The 19,200-nt window shown below is 63.2% G+C and carries 9 protein-coding genes and 3 rRNA genes; 2 read left to right on the forward strand and 10 right to left on the reverse strand.

Going from position 1 to position 19,200, the window contains the following annotated elements; translation table 11 throughout:
* Positions 1-3: 3 nt before the first annotated feature.
* Both ACP3TD_RS19585 and ACP3TD_RS19590 read left to right on the forward strand, forming a co-directional pair.
* Entirely contained in the window at positions 4-1,719 is a 1,716-nt protein-coding gene (locus ACP3TD_RS19585) for a helicase HerA-like domain-containing protein (RefSeq protein ID WP_426764718.1), read from the forward strand.
* 195 nt (positions 1,720-1,914) lie between these two features.
* Positions 1,915-2,907, forward strand: a complete 993-nt coding sequence (locus tag ACP3TD_RS19590) for a hypothetical protein (RefSeq protein ID WP_426764719.1) — start codon at positions 1,915-1,917, stop codon at positions 2,905-2,907.
* Positions 2,908-2,985: 78 nt separating this feature from the next.
* Here ACP3TD_RS19590 and ACP3TD_RS19595 read toward each other — a convergent pair whose 3' ends face one another.
* From ACP3TD_RS19595 to ACP3TD_RS19640, 10 genes are all read right to left on the reverse strand, one after another.
* Positions 2,986-3,474 carry an endonuclease domain-containing protein gene (locus tag ACP3TD_RS19595; protein ID WP_426764721.1) on the reverse strand — a complete coding sequence of 163 codons (489 nt, stop codon included), beginning with the start codon at positions 3,472-3,474 and terminating at the stop codon, positions 2,986-2,988.
* 185 nt (positions 3,475-3,659) lie between these two features.
* On the reverse strand, positions 3,660-3,854 hold the full coding sequence (locus ACP3TD_RS19600; RefSeq protein WP_426764722.1) for a type IV toxin-antitoxin system AbiEi family antitoxin domain-containing protein: 195 nt from the start codon (positions 3,852-3,854) through the stop codon (positions 3,660-3,662).
* Between the two features lie 173 nt (positions 3,855-4,027).
* A complete protein-coding gene (locus ACP3TD_RS19605) occupies positions 4,028-6,052 on the reverse strand; it encodes an NHL domain-containing thioredoxin family protein (RefSeq protein WP_426764723.1) in 2,025 nt (674 codons plus the stop codon).
* The gene (locus tag ACP3TD_RS19610) at positions 6,052-8,214 is read right to left on the reverse strand and encodes a cytochrome c oxidase assembly protein (RefSeq protein WP_426767314.1); all 2,163 of its coding nucleotides are present in this window, start codon (positions 8,212-8,214) and stop codon (positions 6,052-6,054) included. Before ACP3TD_RS19610 ends, ACP3TD_RS19605 begins: the two co-directional genes overlap by 1 nt.
* Positions 8,215-8,345: 131 nt before the next feature.
* Complete coding sequence (locus ACP3TD_RS19615) at positions 8,346-8,633, reverse strand: HU family DNA-binding protein (RefSeq protein WP_015938867.1); 288 nt, start codon at positions 8,631-8,633, stop codon at positions 8,346-8,348.
* Between the two features lie 410 nt (positions 8,634-9,043).
* Positions 9,044-9,160, reverse strand: a 5S ribosomal RNA gene (rrf, locus tag ACP3TD_RS19620).
* Between the two features lie 154 nt (positions 9,161-9,314).
* A 23S ribosomal RNA gene (locus tag ACP3TD_RS19625) occupies positions 9,315-12,440 on the reverse strand.
* Positions 12,441-12,942: 502 nt separating this feature from the next.
* A 16S ribosomal RNA gene (locus ACP3TD_RS19630) occupies positions 12,943-14,463 on the reverse strand.
* Together the 16S, 23S and 5S rRNA genes form the textbook arrangement of a ribosomal RNA operon.
* Before the next feature lie 562 nt (positions 14,464-15,025).
* A complete protein-coding gene (locus ACP3TD_RS19635) occupies positions 15,026-18,040 on the reverse strand; it encodes a glycoside hydrolase family 2 TIM barrel-domain containing protein (RefSeq protein ID WP_426764724.1) in 3,015 nt (1,004 codons plus the stop codon).
* Positions 18,041-18,157: 117 nt separating this feature from the next.
* Positions 18,158-19,165 carry a LacI family DNA-binding transcriptional regulator gene (locus tag ACP3TD_RS19640; RefSeq protein WP_426764725.1) on the reverse strand — a complete coding sequence of 336 codons (1,008 nt, stop codon included), beginning with the start codon at positions 19,163-19,165 and terminating at the stop codon, positions 18,158-18,160.
* Positions 19,166-19,200: the final 35 nt, after the last annotated feature.

Here is a 19,200-nt window from a genome sequence, read left to right on the forward strand (position 1 = left end):
GCCATGGCGAACAAAACCACAGCAGAGAAGCTTGCCACTATCCAGAAGGGCTACGCCCTGGAAGGCGCCACCATCGAGCTGGGGGCCGCCCTGATCGACGGTGAACTCCACAAGGACGCGCCGGTGCGGCTGCCGCTGGCCATGATGAACCGGCACGGCCTGGTGGCCGGAGCCACGGGTACCGGCAAGACCGTCACCCTGCACATGATGGCCGAACAGCTTTCCACCGCCGGCGTGCCCGTCTTCCTGGCGGACATCAAGGGTGACCTCTCCGGACTCGCCACGGCCGCGGCCGGCAGCGAGAAGCTCCTGTCCCGCACCCGGAGTATTGGCCAGGACTGGCACGGCAAGACCTTCCCGGTGGAATTCCTGGCGCTGGGAGGCGACGGCAACGGCATCCCCGTCCGGGCCACGGTGACCTCGTTCGGGCCCATCCTGCTTTCGCGGATCATGGAGCTCAACGACACCCAGGAATCCAGCCTGCAGCTGGTCTTCTACTTCGCCGACAAGAACGGCCTGGAACTGATCGACCTCAAGGACCTCCGGGCGGTCATCCAATTCCTGACGTCCGATGAAGGCAAGGACGAGCTCGAGCAGCTCGGCGGGCTCTCGAAAGCGACCGCCGGGGTGATCCTGCGCGAGCTGGTCACCCTCGAAGCCCAGGGCCTGGAGAAGTTCTTCGGCGAACCGGAGTTTGATACCGCCGAACTGCTGCGCACCGCGCCGGATGGCCGCGGCGTGGTCACCTGCCTGGAACTGCCCACGCTGCAGAGCAAGCCCATGCTGTTCTCCACGTTCCTCATGTGGCTGCTCGCCGACCTGTTCGAAGACCTCCCCGAAGCTGGCGACCTGGACAAGCCCAAGCTGGTCTTCTTCCTCGACGAAGCGCACCTGCTCTTCAACGGCGCCTCCAAGGCTTTCCTGGCCGCCATTACCTCCACCGTCCGGCTGATCCGGTCCAAGGGCGTGGGCATCTTCTTCGTCACCCAGACCCCCAAGGATGTCCCCGCCGACGTCCTCGGCCAGCTGGCCAACCGGGTCCAGCACGCCCTGCGGGCCTTCACTCCGGAGGACGCCAAAGCCCTCAAGGCCACCGTGTCCACGTTCCCGCTCAGCGACTACGACCTGGAAGAGACGCTCACGTCGGCCGGCATCGGTGAAGCGGTCATCACCGTCATGAACGACAAGGGCGCCCCCACCCCGGTGGCCCTCACCCGGCTGCGGGCCCCCGAATCGGTCATGGGCCCCAGCGACGAGGCCCTGGTCCGGAGCACCGTGGCCGGGTCCGCGCTGCTGGGCAAGTACGGCACAGCGGTGGACAACCCGTCCGCGTACGAGAAGCTCACCGGCAAGACGGCAGCACCTACCGGTCCTGCGGCTTCCGCCGGGACACCGGATGGGGCTTCGCAGCACAACGACGTCGACGCCGAGGCAAGGCGCATTGAAGAGGAGATCCTGGGCCGGCCCAGCAGCCGGCCGTCGGGTACCAGTTCCGGCAGGGACGGGGCCGCTGAAAGGGCTGGCAGCGTCCAGGCTCAGCGGGCACCCCGTGCACCCGAGCCCCAGCCCGGCGGCGGAATCATGGGCGACCTGGGCGGTGTGCTGGGCGGCGCCCTGGGTGGCGGGCTGAAAAGCATGGCCCGGTCCGTGGGCACCCAGCTGGGCCGTGAGCTGCTGCGCGGCATGTTCGGCACGTCCTCCCGGCGTCGCCGCCGCTGACCCCGGGGCCCCGGCGCGGGGACCCGCGGACCCCGCCAGGGCCGGGCCGGGCCGGATCAAAGGTGCGGCCGGGCACTCTCCGTGCCGGCGTCGTCGGGCGCTGTCCCTGGTGTCAACGCCGGGCTGCGGCGGGAATTAGGGGAGGCGCCGACTTTAGTGTGCCAACGTACTGACGTTACTGTAATAAACGTGCAGATGAGTCAAGCGTTGGTGAGGATAGCGGCCGGATGGCTGCTGGGCCTCATGCTTGCCGTGGCCGGAGCCATTGTGGCCATCAACCTGGTCAACAGCACAGTGGCCAGCCCGCAGCAGCCGGTGCGCGAGTACATTGACGCCCTGCAAAGCGGGAACGGCGGCAAGGCCCTGGGCCTCCTGCGGGCCACTGTTCCCCCAAGCAACGCCGCCATGCTGGACGGCACGGCCCTGCAGACAGCTGCGTCGAGGCTCTCCAACGTCCAGATCGGCGAGCCGGAAGAACGTCCGGACAACCGCGTGGCAGTGCCGATGGACTACACCATTGACGGAAGCCGGCTCAGCACCGAATTCGTGCTCCAGAAGACCGGCACCGAATGGATCTTCTTCAACACCTGGGCCTTTGTCCCGTCAAGGCTGCCCACGGTGGACATCACCGTGGTGAACGGCAGCGAAGCGAACATCAACGGCGTCCCCGTGAACATGCCCAACGGCCGGAACTCCTTCGCCGTGTTCTACCCCGGCGAATACGAGGCGTCGCTGGATGGCCAGTACTTCTCCGCCCCCGCCAGCCGCGCCACGGTGACCGGGCGGGACACCCCCGTGGCTCCCCTGAACCTGCTGACCCAGGCCACCGGCAAGCTCAAGGAGGACGTGTCCGCCAAGGTCCGGGAATTCCTGGACGGCTGCGCCGCCGAAGCCCAGAAGGAGCAGCGGCTGCAGCCCGACTGCCCCTTCTACTACGCCAGCAACAACAGGGTGCAGGACGGCAGCATTAAGTGGTCCGTGACCGAGTACCCAAACGTCTCCATCGAGCCCTTTGACGGCCGCTGGGTGGTCTCGCCGCTGGACGGAAAAGCCAAGGTGGAGGCACTGCAGCAAAACTCCTTCACGGGCGTCTGGTACCCGCTCGACGAAGAGGTGGACTTCAGCTTCACCACCCGCCTGGACGTCTCCGGCGACACTGTGAAGGTCACTCCCCAGCTGAGCTTCTAGGATCACCTGCCTGTTTTGGTTGGCGCCCGACCACACTGGCCCACCTTTAGAGCCTGCCTCCAGAGTTTGCCTGTACTCCTATGCCCAATCCCGCCGAAAGCTGGGCTGGTTTGGCAGGGGCCACCGCAGCGAACCTCGTGACAGCACCAACCGGACCTGGGCCAGGACGGACTCGGGCGCAAAAACCACGTCATCATAGAAGAACCTGAGCACGGGCAGGCCCTGAACGATTGCGGAGTTATCCCGGCGGCGGTCCTTCTTGAATTGCCGTGACTCCAGATGGAAGGCGATTCCGTCGATTTCCACAATAAGGAAACCCTCCAGCAGGAAGTCGACGCGTCCGACGCCGTTGATCCACACCTGGGTCTCTGTGGCTATGCCAGCTTCCCTGAACAGCACCCTCGCCAAGGTTTCCAGGAGGGAGTCAGCGCCCCGTTCCACTTTGGACAGCACGTTCCGGGCCGTTCCACAGCGACTTCCTTCAAGGTGCCGGAAGAGGCTGGCAAGGTCGATGTCTCCACGGTTGTATGCACTCTCCACCATCACCAGCGACTCCAGCTCGGGCAAACACAGCAGCGCATGAAGGAGGACATCAGGAAGTGCCGCGAGAGTTCGATAGCGGGGATTTTGGATCAGGGAAAGCCGGTGGCTGACACAGCCCACAGAACTTCGCCCGTTGCTGTGCCAGTAGTGCGGACGCGCGGGAGCCTGGAGCTGCCAGAGTCCGTACATCCGCGCTGCGGACACACAGGTCAGGAGCCCGTGGGCCTGTCCGGCCAAACCAGCTCGCTGTCAGCATCGGGCACAGCCAGCAAACCGCGTTCAAGCCGGACCACCTGGCCCGTCCGCACCGCCCTGCGCAGGTCCACATCCGTAGCGCCGGCCGCCAGCACGTCGCGCCTCAACAGCACTCCGCCACCTGATCGAAGGATTTCCGCAGGATCCATCAGGCAACGATGTCCGCTTCCGCGGCCCCTGGGGGAGGTGCTGCCGCAGCTATGTGGACAATCGGCCCTCCCAAAGTGGCCCAGCTATCACAGCCCAGTCCAACGGAAAGGGCCCGGCTTACGCTCTTCAGGAGCGAAAGCCGGGCCACTTTGGCACGGACGACGGCGGCGCGTCAGTCCATGCCGCGGAGGTCCAGGACCAGCTCGGTGTCGCCGTCGGCCTGAAGCAGCACCGGGATGCCCCAGTCCTGCTGGTACAGGTGGCAGGCGGCGTGGTCCGGGATCTCGCCGTCCTCGGTCTCCGGCCCGTCGCAGGCCGCGGCGCGGGCGGTAATATGCAGCACGCCCTCGGGAACGTCCGGGGCGAGCTCCAGCGTGCGCAGCAGCCCCACGGAGGTGCCGCCGCCGGACACCAGCAGCTCGGGCGGCGTGGAGGAGATCTTCAGCTGGGTGGGGTCACCCCAGCGGTCGTCGAGCTTCTGCCCGGTGGGGGCGGTGAAGCGGACCGTCAGTTCCAGCGGTCCCGGAGCCACGGGGCTCTTGGGCCGCTGCGTCTGGGAGGCGCCCTCATCCACCTGCTGCGCTTCCTTGGGAATGGGCACGTACACCAGCTGGTGCTTGTTCGCCTCCACCACCACCAGCAGCGGCTCGGCGCCGGCAGCCCCGGTGGCGTCCACAATCACGTCGGACGGCTCGGCAAGTCCGCGGGCCAGTGTGGACACTGTGCCGTTGGCGGGGTCATACCGGCGGACGGTGCCGTTGTAGGTGTCAGCGATGGCCACGGAGCCATCCGGGAGGACCGTGACGCCCAGCGGGTGCTGCAGCCGGGCCTCGGCCGCAGGACCGTCGCGGAAGCCGAAATCGAACAGGCCCTTGCCCACGGCGGTCTTCACGGTCACCGTCCCGGCGTCGTCGATCACCAGCGTACGCAGCGCCGACGTTTCAGAGTCGGCAACCCAGATGTTCCCGTCGGCGTCCTCGGCCAGGCCTGAGGACTGTGCGAACCAGGACTCGTGGGCGGGCCCGTCCAGCAGCCCTTCCAGTCCGTTGCCGGCCACGATGGCCACGCCGCCGGTGAGGGGGTCGAAGCTGAAGATCTGGTGTGTGCCGGCCATGGCCACCACCACGGCGTTCAGCTTGCGCGACCACACAACGTCCCAGGGAGAGCTCAGCGAGACGTCCAGGGGGTCGTTGCCCAGGGACCCGCTGAAGCCGGCACCGTCCTCGTCCACGCGGGCGGGCCCGGTTTCCAGGAGCCGCTGCACGCCATTGCCCGCAAGGGTCAGTGCCTTGCCGTCCGTGAGCGAGAGTCCACGCAGGCGGTGGTTGACCGAGTCGGCAATAACGACGTCGTAGCCCGCCTTAGCTGCCACGTCTTCCGGCAGCAGGACCAGGCCTTGGGGCTCGTTGAACTGTGCGGTGGCGTCTTCCCCGGCGGCAGGACCGTCGGAGTATCCCTTGGTGCCCGAGCCGTAGGTGGCAAGGACAGTTTCGAAGTCCGTGCCGAGTTCCACGAGGCGGTGGTGGCCGGTATCGGTGACCAGCCAGGAACCCTTGCCGCCGGAACCGCTGGCTGCGGCACCCGCTGCCGCGCCGCCGTCGGACGCTTCCTCCCCAGCCGTGGACCCGCGGCCTGCCGGGAGGAAGAGCGCCTTGCCGGGGAAGCGCAGGGTGCCGGAGGTGGCCTCGGGGGCCACGTACGGGCCGGAGCCGCGGTGCAGCGTGCCCTTGGCCTCGTGTTCGGCGATCAGCTCGGGAATCAGCACGGCCAGGCCGTCCGCGTGGCCTTCACCGGACAGGTGCGCCACGATGTAGCCCTCGGGGTCGATGACCACCAGGGTGGGCCAGGCGCGGGCGGTGTAGGCCTTCCAGGTGTCCAGTTCAGGATCGTCCAGGACGGGGTGGTGGATCTCGTAGCGCTCCACGGCGGCGGCGAGGGCCACGGGATCGGCCTCGTGCTCGAACTTGGGCGAGTGGACACCCACCGTCACCAGGACGTCCGAGTACTGCTCCTCCAGCGGCCGCAGCTCGTCCAGGACGTGCAGGCAGTTGATGCAGCAGAAGGTCCAGAAATCGAGCAGGACGATCTTGCCGCGGAGGGCTTCGAGGTCCAGGGTCTTGCCGCCGGTGTTCAGCCAGTTGCGGCCCAACAGTTCGGAGGCCCGGACACGGGCATGGGTGCGTACGGTTTCGCTCATCAGCGTCCTTCCAGCTTGTTGCGGTCAGCCAGCCTGGCATCGCGTTCAGCCAATTTGGCAAACATATCGTTGTAAGCGGCAAGATCGGCGTCGTTATTCCTGTCCGCCGCGCGGTCCACCCGTTTGGTCTCCCGCTGGTCCGAGCGGGACCACATGATCGCGACGCCGATTGCCACCAGGAGCGTGGGCACCTCACCGATGCCCCAGGCCACCGCTCCGCCGGTCTGCTGGTCGGCCAGCGCGGACTGGCCCCACGTGCGGCCCAGGTTGCCGAAGTAGTCCGCTGCGAGCAGCCCGGTGCCGCCCATGATGGAGACGCCGAAGAACGCGTGGAAGCCCATGGTGGCGAGGAGCAGCAGCAGCCGCATGGGGTACGGGGCCCGGCGCGGCAGGGGATCGGTGCCGATCATGGTGAGCACGAAGATGTACCCGGTGAGGAGGAAGTGCAGGTTCATCAACTCGTGCCCCACGTGCTCGCGCATGGCGTAGCCGAACAGGTCGGAGAAGTAGAAGATCACGATCGAGCCCGCAAAGTTGGCCGCGGCGAACAGCGGATGCGTGACCAGCTGGGAGAACTTCGAGTGCACGAACACCAGGATCCATTCGCGGGCGCCCCGCGAGCCGTCACCGCGGGCGGGCAGCGCGCGCAGGGCAAGCGTCACCGGTGCCCCGAGTACCAGGAAGATGGGCGCCACCATGGTCAGTGCCATGTGGTCCACCATGTGTGCCGAGAAGAGGATGCGGCCGTACACCGCAGGCGGCCCTGACGTGATGTAGGTGAGGACTATGAGGCCGATGATCCAGTTGACGGTGCGGAACCAGTGCCACTTGTCCCCGCGGCGGTGGACCTTGGCGACGCCCAGGACGTAGGCCACGAGGCCGAACAGGGCTACAGCGATCCACAGCCAGTCCAGGCGCCACTCGGTGAGCCACCGGCTGGCGTTCAGTTCCGGGGGGAGCTCGTAGCCGGTCAGGATGAAGGCCGGGGACGCGTCGGGTGCAAACGTGGTGGGCTGCGGGGGCGCTGAACGGCCCAGCGCGACGGCGATACCTGAGGTTGCGCCCATCACCAGGAGTTCGGCGAGGAGCAGTTGCCAGAGCACGCGCCGGGAGGACATGGTGGATCCCTTGCGGCCCAGCTGCGGGATGACCCACTGCCGGTGCATGAACCCGATGCCGCCCAGGACCAGGGTGGCGGCGGACTTGGCAAGGATCAGCTGTCCGTATGACGAGCCGAAGAGGTCTCCCCAGCTGGTGATCCGGATGCTGGCATTAATGACACCGGAAGCGAAGACCAGGAAGAAGGCGAAACCGGCAAGGGTAGAGAACCGGCGCAGCGTGGGCTCGGTGATGTCCGTTGATGCACCGGCCTTGGGGCCGGTGAGGATCCCGGACAGTAATGCCAGCAGGATGATGCCGCCCACCCAGGTGCTCACACCCACCAGGTGGAGTCCGAGAGAGTTGATGGCCCCTTCATGGTCCGAGGAACTGGACGAGTGGCCGATCAGGGCGGTGGGAACGAGGCCGATCAGTGCCAGGATCAAGGTGAGGGCCAGGCCGCCCAGGGACCGGACTCCGAACAGTGCCGTAGTGACGACGGCAGCGATGATCGTTACCGCCAGCCAGGCCCGTCCGGTCTCGATGTCCGTCATGAAGTAGACGAGCGCCTGGGTGAATTCGGCGTCACCGGAAAGTGGTTGTCCGGCCACATCCGCGTAGGTCAGGACCAGCACGGCGATAGCGGACAGGGTCCACACCGCACCTGCGGCGGCTGCTACGGCGAGGGCCCGGCTGAAGGCTGGGTGTTCCGGGCCGTCCTTGTCTCCGGCGTCGCCTTTGTCCCGGCTTCGCTTTGACAGGCTCTTGGGGAGAATCCCTACGGCGAAGATCAGGCCGCCGATGACAGTGGCCACGGCCACGTTGTGCAGCGCCTTGCTGATCGGAAGCCCCCAGCGCACCAGTGCGCCGGGATCGGAGACGCCGCGGGTCACTGCAGCGCCGGAGAAGATCAGTGCTGCGACGAGGGCCAGGAACACCGCGGCGAGGCCGGCGAGCTGCCAGCCTTTCGGTATTCCCAGGGCATTGCCGCCCATCCCCTTCGCTCCGTTCCCGGGAGCGGGCTGAGGCGTGGCGGAACGTGGTTTTGCGGCAGAAGACACCACTTCATTGTCCGCCACGCCAGGCTGTGCGGCGAATCGGCTGGTGGGTCCGGGACGGGATTAAAGCAAGAGGAGCGGTGACCCACAGGTCACCGCTCCCAGAGCTGCTCCGGCGTTGCGCCGGGCGAAGAAGCCTACTTCTTGTTGGAGACGGCAGCCTTCAGCTTGGAGCCGGCGGTCAGCTTGACGCTGTGGCCTGCTGCGATCTGGATGGTCTCACCCGTCTGCGGGTTGCGGCCGGTGCGAGCTGCACGGTCGGTGCGCTCCACTGCCAGCCAGCCCGGGATGGTGATCTTCTCGCCAGCGGCGACAGAAGTCTCGAAAACCTCGAACAGTGCGTCAAGGACGGTGTTGACGGCTGCCTGGCTGGTGCCGGCCTTGCCCGCTACCTCTGCAACAAGTTCACTACGGTTCTTAGCCATTGATGTCCTCCTGGACGGTCTGGTTACGGAGCCCGCACGCGGTGTGCGCGCAGGCCACTGTTCGAAAACTTACCAGCTACCGCCCCTCGGGACCGCAAATTCCGCGTGTTTCCGCCACTTTTTGAGGTTAATCACCGCATATTGGGGGGTTTTTCGCCCTCAGCGGAGTCTGGCAGGTCACGTTGCGGCATTGAGATACTCACGACGCCGGCGGGCACCTTCCAGCCTCGGCCCGCCGGACCCCCTAATCACCGCCGTTGTCCTATCAGGTAGTGCACCTAACAGGGGGTGTTAGGTGCGTTATCTGATGGCGCATCCGGAAGGTTTCCCTAGTGGGTGCCGCGGTGGGTGTGTGGTGGTTAAAGTCGTAGGGCCCTGACGTTCCTTTGTCAGGGCCCTACGTAATGGTTGTCCGGCGGTGTCCTACTCTCCCACACCCTCCCGGGTGCAGTACCATCGGCGCTGTGGGTCTTAGCTTCCGGGTTCGGAATGGGACCGGGCGTTTCCCCCACGCTATGACCGCCGTAACCCTTTGACCCGTCACCAACCCTGTTTGGGGGTGGTGTGGGAAGTCTGGTGTGGTTACAACATTGTGGTGTTGTTATTCAGTTGTGGGTTCCGGCCAACGGGGTTGTTGGTTGGGAACCACATAGTGGACGCAAGCAGAATGTGTTTTTCTGTGTGGTGTAAGTTGTTGGCCTATTAGTACCGGTCAGCTTCACGAGTCGTTAGTCCTCGCTTCCACATCCGGCCTATCAACCCAGTGGTCTGGCTGGGGGCCTCTCACACATAAAGTGTATGGAAATCTCATCTCGAAGCGAGCTTCCCGCTTAGATGCTTTCAGCGGTTATCCCATCCGAACGTAGCTAATCAGCGGTGCACTTGGCAGTACAACTGACACACCAGAGGTTCGTCCGTCCCGGTCCTCTCGTACTAAGGACAGCCCTTCTCAAATTTCCTGCGCGCGCAGCGGATAGGGACCGAACTGTCTCACGACGTTCTAAACCCAGCTCGCGTACCGCTTTAATGGGCGAACAGCCCAACCCTTGGGACCTACTCCAGCCCCAGGATGCGACGAGCCGACATCGAGGTGCCAAACCATGCCGTCGATATGGACTCTTGGGCAAGATCAGCCTGTTATCCCCGAGGTACCTTTTATCCGTTGAGCGACGGCCATTCCACAATGTACCGCCGGATCACTAGTCCCGACTTTCGTCCCTGCTCGAGATGTCTCTCTCACAGTCAAGCTCCCTTGTGCACTTACACTCGACACCTGATTGCCAACCAGGCTGAGGGAACCTTTGGGCGCCTCCGTTACTTTTTAGGAGGCAACCGCCCCAGTTAAACTACCCATCAGGCACTGTCCCTGACCCGGATTACGGGCCGAAGTTAGATGTCCAAAGTGACCAGAGTGGTATTTCAACGATGACTCCACCCGAACTGGCGTCCGGGCTTCAACGTCTCCCACCTATCCTACACAAGCCACTCCGAACACCAATACCAAACTATAGTAAAGGTCTCGGGGTCTTTCCGTCCTGCTGCGCGTAACGAGCATCTTTACTCGTACTGCAATTTCGCCGAGTTTATGGTTGAGACAGCGGGGAAGTCGTTACTCCATTCGTGCAGGTCGGAACTTACCCGACAAGGAATTTCGCTACCTTAGGATGGTTATAGTTACCACCGCCGTTTACTGGGGCTTAAATTCTCAGCTTCGCCGTGAGGCTAACCGGTCCTCTTAACCTTCCAGCACCGGGCAGGAGTCAGTCCGTATACATCGTCTTGCGACTTCGCACGGACCTGTGTTTTTAGTAAACAGTCGCTTCCCCCTGGTCTCTGCGGCCCCGATCCCCTCCGGACAGCAAGTGTCCATCAAGGTTGGGGCCCCCCTTCTCCCGAAGTTACGGGGGCATTTTGCCGAGTTCCTTAACCATAATTCTCTCGATCGCCTTAGTATTCTCTACCTGATCACCTGTGTCGGTTTGGGGTACGGGCGGCTAAAACCTCGCGTCGATGCTTTTCTCGGCAGCATAGGATCACCAAATCCCCCCAAACGGGGGTCCCATCAGATCTCAGGCATCATGAGTGGCGGATTTGCCTACCACTCGCCCTACATCCTTAGACCGGGACAACCATCGCCCGGCTCGGCTACCTTCCTGCGTCACACCTGTTAATACGCTTGCCTCCCAGGATCAGGTCCTGCGCTCCACCAAAACCCTTCCGTCCAAAGGACGGTCGGGCAGGTCTCGGGCAGTTAGTATCCCCTGTTCAACATGGGCGGTTTTTCGCCGGTACGGGAATATCAACCCGTTGTCCATCGACTACGCCTGTCGGCCTCGCCTTAGGTCCCGACTTACCCAGGGCAGATTAGCTTGACCCTGGAACCCTTGATCATTCGGCGGACGGGTTTCTCACCCGTCTTTCGCTACTCATGCCTGCATTCTCACTCGTGTAGGCTCCACCGCTGGTTTCCACCGCGACTTCACTGCCCACACGACGCTCCCCTACCCATCCAAACGCCTGAACCACAAGGGCTTAGCTAATATTTGAATGCCACAACTTCGGCGGTGTACTTGAGCCCCGCTACATTGTCGGCGCGGAATCACTTGACCAGTGAGCTATTACGCACTCTTTTAAGGATGGCTGCTTCTAAGCCAACCTCCTGGTTGTCTTCGCAACTCCACATCCTTTCCCACTTAGCACACGCTTAGGGGCCTTAGTTGGTGGTCTGGGCTGTTTCCCTCTCGACTATGAAGCTTATCCCCCACAGTCTCACTGCTACGCTCTCACTTACCGGCATTCGGAGTTTGGCTGACGTCAGTAACCTTGTAGGGCCCATTAGCCATCCAGTAGCTCTACCTCCGGTAAGAAACACGCAACGCTGCACCTAAATGCATTTCGGGGAGAACCAGCTATCACGAAGTTTGATTGGCCTTTCACCCCTACCCACAGCTCATCCCCTCCATTTTCAACTGAAGTGGGTTCGGTCCTCCACGACGTCTTACCGTCGCTTCAACCTGGCCATGGGTAGATCACTTCGCTTCGGGTCTAGATCACGCCACTCAAACGCCCTATTCAGACTCGCTTTCGCTACGGCTGCCCCACACGGGTTAACCTCGCGACGTAACACTAACTCGCAGGCTCATTCTTCAAAAGGCACGCCGTCACAACTACAAGGCTGCTCCGACGGATTGTAAGCACACGGTTTCAGGTACTGTTTCACTCCCCTCCCGGGGTACTTTTCACCTTTCCCTCACGGTACTGGTCCGCTATCGGTCATTAGGGAGTATTTAGGCTTATCAGGTGGTCCTGACAGATTCGCACGGGATTTCTCGGGCCCCGTACTACTTGGGATACATCAACAAGGCGGTGCAACGCATTACAGTTACGGGACTAACACCCTCTCTGGCCGGCCTTTCAAGACCGTTCACCTATACGCACACCCACACCCCGTCAGCCCGGCAGAACTGACACGTAATGTCCCACAACCCCGACCATGCAACGCCCGCCGGCTATCACACATGGAACGGTTTAGCCTGATCCGCGTTCGCTCGCCACTACTAACGGAATCACTATTGTTTTCTCTTCCTGCGGGTACTGAGATGTTTCACTTCCCCGCGTTCCCTCCACGCACCCTATGTGTTCAGATGCGGGTCACCGAGTCACTCGCGCGCTCAGCGGGGTTTCCCCATTCGGACACCCTGGGATCACAGTCCGGTTATCGACTCCCCCAGGCTTATCGCAGATTCCTACGTCCTTCTTCGGCTCCTAATGCCAAGGCATCCACCGTGTGCTCTTAAAAACTTGACCACAAAGATCAAAAACTACTTCACGAGAGAACCACAGAAACCGTCCCGCACACCCAAAGGCGCACGAACCAGATCCAGGTTCATATTCTTGGAAATTGCTTCTTATACAAGATGCTCGCGTCCACTATGTAGTTCTCAAACAACAACCCCACACCACACACCCCACACACAACCCCCAAAGGGATCACCATGCATGATCGATGCAGCAGGGAAACCAGAAACAAAGTACCGACAAGAACCCCACAAGGGCCCTCCCCGGTCCTGTTGCCTCAGGACCCAACAGTGTGCCAAACACTAAACCACCCACTCCCCCGCCCCACCGTTCCAAGACCACCCAAAGGCAGATCCGTACTGAACAGGACAAAGAAACACGCGGCCGCTATTTGTTGATATTCCACCCTTGAGCACCCGCCACGAAACATTCGTCCGTGCAACGGGCATTACTCCTGACAACCACCACCACCGGACATACATCCAGGACAGCAACCGTAGGTGCTCCTTAGAAAGGAGGTGATCCAGCCGCACCTTCCGGTACGGCTACCTTGTTACGACTTAGTCCCAATCGCCAGTCCCACCTTCGACGGCTCCCCCCCAAAAGGGTTAGGCCACCGGCTTCGGGTGTTACCAACTTTCGTGACTTGACGGGCGGTGTGTACAAGGCCCGGGAACGTATTCACCGCAGCGTTGCTGATCTGCGATTACTAGCGACTCCGACTTCATGGGGTCGAGTTGCAGACCCCAATCCGAACTGAGACCGGCTTTTTGGGATTAGCTCCACCTCACAGTATCGCAACCCTTTGTACCGGCCATTGTAGCATGCGTGAAGCCCAAGACATAAGGGGCATGATGATTTGACGTCGTCCCCACCTTCCTCCGAGTTGACCCCGGCAGTCTCCTATGAGTCCCCACCATCACGTGCTGGCAACATAGAACGAGGGTTGCGCTCGTTGCGGGACTTAACCCAACATCTCACGACACGAGCTGACGACAACCATGCACCACCTGTAAACCGACCACAAGTGGGGCACCTGTTTCCAGGCGTTTCCGGTTCATGTCAAGCCTTGGTAAGGTTCTTCGCGTTGCATCGAATTAATCCGCATGCTCCGCCGCTTGTGCGGGCCCCCGTCAATTCCTTTGAGTTTTAGCCTTGCGGCCGTACTCCCCAGGCGGGGCACTTAATGCGTTAGCTACGGCGCGGAAAACGTGGAATGTCCCCCACACCTAGTGCCCAACGTTTACGGCATGGACTACCAGGGTATCTAATCCTGTTCGCTCCCCATGCTTTCGCTCCTCAGCGTCAGTTAATGCCCAGAGACCTGCCTTCGCCATCGGTGTTCCTCCTGATATCTGCGCATTTCACCGCTACACCAGGAATTCCAGTCTCCCCTACATCACTCTAGTCTGCCCGTACCCACCGCAGATCCGGAGTTGAGCCCCGGACTTTCACGGCAGACGCGACAAACCGCCTACGAGCTCTTTACGCCCAATAATTCCGGATAACGCTTGCGCCCTACGTATTACCGCGGCTGCTGGCACGTAGTTAGCCGGCGCTTCTTCTGCAGGTACCGTCACTTACGCTTCTTCCCTACTGAAAGAGGTTTACAACCCGAAGGCCGTCATCCCTCACGCGGCGTCGCTGCATCAGGCTTTCGCCCATTGTGCAATATTCCCCACTGCTGCCTCCCGTAGGAGTCTGGGCCGTGTCTCAGTCCCAGTGTGGCCGGTCACCCTCTCAGGCCGGCTACCCGTCGTCGCCTTGGTAGGCCATTACCCCACCAACAAGCTGATAGGCCGCGAGTCCATCCAAAACCGCAAAAGCTTTCCACCAACCACCATGCGATGATCAGTCATATCCGGTATTAGACCCAGTTTCCCAGGCTTATCCCAGAGTCAAGGGCAGGTTACTCACGTGTTACTCACCCGTTCGCCACTAATCCACCAGCAAGCTGGCATCATCGTTCGACTTGCATGTGTTAAGCACGCCGCCAGCGTTCATCCTGAGCCAGGATCAAACTCTCCGTTGAAGTAAAACAGACACAACCAAGAACCACGGAAATAACGCGGAACCAGGCTGCACAAAATTTGAAACCAGCTGCAAAAACCATGCCATCCACGGGGTGGACAACACAGCCAAAACAACCAATCAATAAAACAATTGGTATCAACAAACTTGGCACACTATTGAGTTCTCAAACAACAGACACACCCGGCACCACCCAAACCCACAAAGGTCCAAGATCGCTCCGGAGCAACTTTCCAAACTTACCCGATCACTCGCCACTTCGCAAATCCGCTTACCAGCGAAACGAAGCGCACAATGATCAGCCCCACCCGCCAGGAACACACCAAAGTGCGAACCGTTTTTCAGGCCGTTCAGAAGGGGGTCGGTCGCTTTCTTTCCGCATCAGCGGCGGCGACTCAGAAAACAATACACGCCCACCAACCCCACCGCAAATCCACCCCCCAACCACAAAGACGGCCCCCAAAACCCCCGCAACCACGGGGATCCTGAGGGCCATCGGCACTCCCCAACCGCTCTAACGGCCGGAACTGCCTGGTATGCAGTGGCTCACATATCGCTGGGGCCTACGGACGTACCCGCAGCACTACGGTGAAATCGGCATCCCGGGGTGACAGGCGGTACGGCTCGAGAACGCCCGGGCCACAGGCCCCGGTACCAACACCCCGCATGGCGTTATCGATGTAGATGTAGGTCCGCCCGTCGGCTGCCAGATCAGGCCGGTGCGTTGCTTCGTTAAGTGCGGCCTGGCTGTAGGGACGCACCGTCAGGGCAAAGGGCTCGCCGGCGATGTCCAACGCGGCGCCTCCCACCTCAAGTGCTGCCGATCGGACGGCGGCGCGCGCACCGGATTCCTGGGGCCGCGCATACTCCACATCGAGGTCACCCAAGGGCATGGAAAACCATCCTGTGCGCGTGCCTTGCCCCGTATCCGGGTATCCCTGGTGTGGCCCCTGCCCGAACCAGGTCACCGCCGACGTTTCGCTGTCCAGCACCAGTTCGACGCCGATCCGGGCCCACTCCACTTCAAAGCCCGCGTTGACCCAGGATCCCTGCGGCCGCACTTGCGTGCGGAGAGCCAGTGATTCCCCGTCACTGGTCCAGGTGTAGTCGACGAGGACCCCAAATTGCTTGTCTGCGGCACCCACCCGGGTCCTCGTGACGAGCTGCTCCCCGCCGTCGGCAGTGCGTTCAGCGCTGATGCCAAGCAGCCGTGCATGGAGCCGGTCCAGCCCCGCATCCCGCCACTGGGCGGCCAGGGGCCGCGGGTCAGCGCCGCCCCATTCCCTGCCCAGGTCATTGTCAGTGGGGGGCCACCACAGCGAGAGCCCCAGCTTTTCGACGCCAATGCCACCGATCCGCGTGGGCATTCCGGTCAGCCTGCTGAACACCGCCGGCCCCAGCCGCAGCTCATCGTCAGTGGCCGCCACGAGTTCAGCAGCACGGGGCTCCGCAACACGTGAGACTCCACGCACCGATTGCCCCCAGGCGATCTCGTGGCCGGCGCCGGCCCAGGACGTCGCGGCGGCGAGGACGGCGCTGACGGTGAGGACGGCCGGCCCGTCCGTGTGCGGGAAGCTGGAGGGCAACGGAATCGTGGCACCGGACTGCGGCGCCACGACCGGAACCTCCACCGTGCCGCCGTCGACCGTTTCGCCGTCGGCCTCCACCGCATACCGGAAGGTAAACGCGGACGTGTCCGCGAAATCCTGCCCGTTGTGGAGGCTGAAGCCGGACCAATCCCCCGCCACCTGGATGCGCAGCGGCGCCACGACGCGCTTGAAGTCGAGGAGGCCGGGCCGGGGCTTGCGGTTGGCGTCCACCAGTCCATCGGTGACGAAGTTACCGTCATGAATTTCCTCACCAAAATCGCCGCCGTAGGCAAAGTGCTCGCCGCCGCCGGGCGTGGGGACGGTGATTCCGTGTTCCAGCCACTCCCACACGAAGCCGCCCATCAACCTGGGGTGGCGGTCAAAGAGCTCCTGGTACTCGGTCATTCCTCCCGGGCCGTTGCCCATGGCGTGAACGTATTCGCAAAGCACGAAGGGCATGGCGCGGCGCCGGGCATCCAGCTCCGGATCGTCGAGTGGCGGCTCCGTTCCCTGCCCAATCAGTGCAGTCTCGGCCTGGTTGGCGTACATCCGGGAGTACACGTCAACGTATGGGGAGGACCAGTCGCCCTCGTAGTGGATGGGGCGTGACGGGTCGCGGTCCTTGGTCCAGCGGGACATCGCGGCCAGGTTCCGGCCGGTCCCGGATTCGTTGCCCAGCGACCACATCACGACGGCTGCATGGTTCTTGTCCCGCTCCACCGTCCGCTGCATTCTGTCCAGCAGGGCGGCCTCCCATTGGGGATCATCGCTGGGATTCTGGGCCCAGCCGGCACTCTCGAACCCGTGCGTTTCCAGGTCGCACTCCAGCACGACGTAGAAACCGAGCCGGTCAGCCAGGGCAAGGAATTCCGGATGCGGCGGATAGTGGGACGTGCGGATGGCGTTGATGTTGTGCTGCTTCATGAGCTTGAGTTCAGCCTCCATCACCTCCTGCGGAACCACGCGCCCCAGCCGGGGGTGGTGCTCGTGGCGGTTCACCCCGCGGAGCAGAATCCGCTGTCCGTTCACCTTGAACTGCGCATCCTCAATGGTGATGCTGCGGAAGCCCAGTTGCAGGGACACTGTTTCGGCCGGGGTGCTGACTGTGGCGTCATACAGGCGGGGCACCTCAGCAGACCAGGGTGCGACGGCCGGCAAGCGATGCTCCTGGCCGGCCGTAAGCTCCACGTCCAGTTCGGGAACGCGTACGACGGCGTCAATCGCCTCTCTGCCCCGGCTCGCCTCCACACGCAGGACGCCTTCGCCCGTGAGGGGGTCGTAGTCGGCGTGGACGAAAATATCATCGATGCCGTGCGCGGGGCGGGCTTGGAGGGTGACGTCCCGGAAGATCCCCGGCAGCCACCACATGTCCTGGTCCTCCACGTAACTGGCGGCCGAGAACTGCGCCACCCGCACGGCAAGCGTGTTGCTGCCCTCCCTGAGGATTCCTGAGACATCGAATTCGTGGGCAAGGCGGCTGCCGCGGGTGGTGCCGAGTTCGATGCCGTTCAGCCACACCGTGCCGGCAGAGTCGATGCCGTCGAAACGCAGCAACGCGTTGGGGAAGAACTCAGGGCCAACCTGGAACGTCAGGAGGTGGTCGCCAATGGGGTTGGCTTCCGGCACATGCGGGGGTTCAACGGCAAACGGAAACTGGATGTTTGTGTAGGCCGGCACGCCGTGCCCGTGCATGGGCCAGCTGGACGGAACCGGCAGGGTCACGAAGCCGGCCAGATCCTGGCCCAGCTGCCACCCCTCGGCGGGGGCGCTGCGGATGCCGGGGCTGAGGCGGAACTGCCAGTCGCCGTTCAGGGACAGCCGCGGGGCATCGCTGGCGAGATAGGCCCGGGGAGGGAGCGTGCCCCGCCCCGGCGCCACAGACGACAACTCGAGAACGCCTCCGGCACCGAGTTCAAAACTGCGCGGGACAGCGTCGGAGGCATCACTTGCAACAGCGTTCGACACCGTTGTGGAGGACTGGACAGGCATGTGACTTCCTTGAAGGCTGGGGGCAAGTAGTGCGCACGTGAACGTTCACGCAGCGCAGCCACAAGCCTAGCCGCTCGGTCCCTTCAAGGGTAGGGGGAGGTTGCCCATCAGCCCGGCCTAGGCCGACTGGCGCACCACCAGTTCGTGCCGTAGGACCAGGGCCGAGTCACTGCTGTGCGGTTCAACTGCTCGGGACAAGAGGCTTTCGAGGAGGCCGACGGCGGCCCGGCCCACGGACCGCAGGTCGAGGGAGAGCGTGGTCAGCTCTGGGGACACCAGCTCCCCGAGCGGTATCCCGTCCATCCCGATGACTGCGACATCACGGGGAACGCCCCGTCCAGCGGCTTGTAAGGCCTTCAATGCGCCTGCCGCCATCAGGTCATTGAAGACCAGGAGTCCGTCGAGTTCGGCTTTACCGGCCAGCAGTGCGCTGACGGCTTCCCGGGCAGGAACTGCGGAGGGCTGCGCCGCAAACTCCAGCAACTGAAGTCCGCGCTCCTCAGCGGCAGCGGCCACAGCAGACCCCCTGCCCGCGGCGTTCCCGCCCTGGGCCGAATCCAGGAAAGCGATGTTCCTGCAGCCGCGGGCCACCAGCCTTTCAAGCCCCAGCCGGGCTGCGTAGGCGTAGTCAAAGGAGATCGAGCCGGCTGCCTGTGCCTGGGGGTCGTCGAGCCCAACGACAGGCCGCTGGCCCAACATCGCCTGGGCCGCGACTGAGTGGTCCCCGAGGTAGCCGATCAGCGCGTCCACTTGGGGTGCCAGCCGGGCAGCGGCGTCCAGGGCGTTACCTGTGCCGTGGCCATAATCATCCACCACTACGTTCCACCCCCGCTCCGTAGCGGCCTCAACGACACTGGAGGCAAACGCGGGGAAGTACGGATTAGTGAGGTCGGGGATGGCCAGGCCTATCGAGGTCCTCGCGCCCTGGACCAGGCCCTTGGCAAACCGGCTTGGCGTGTAGCCCAGCTCTGCCGCGATCAGCTGCACGCGTTCCCGAGTGGCCTGGCTGATGCCGGTCATATCGTTCATGGCCCGGGTGACCGTCTGCCGTGAGACGCCGGCCGCAGCGGCAACATCGAGGATGGTGGCGCGGCCCTGTCGCGGCTCTGGGGATCGGGGACTCATAGGCCGTAAGTCTATGCGGCTGGCGCGGGGGTTGG

This window comes from Pseudarthrobacter sp. 1G09, from assembly GCF_050038305.1.
GTDB lineage: Bacteria > Actinomycetota > Actinomycetes > Actinomycetales > Micrococcaceae > Arthrobacter > Arthrobacter equi.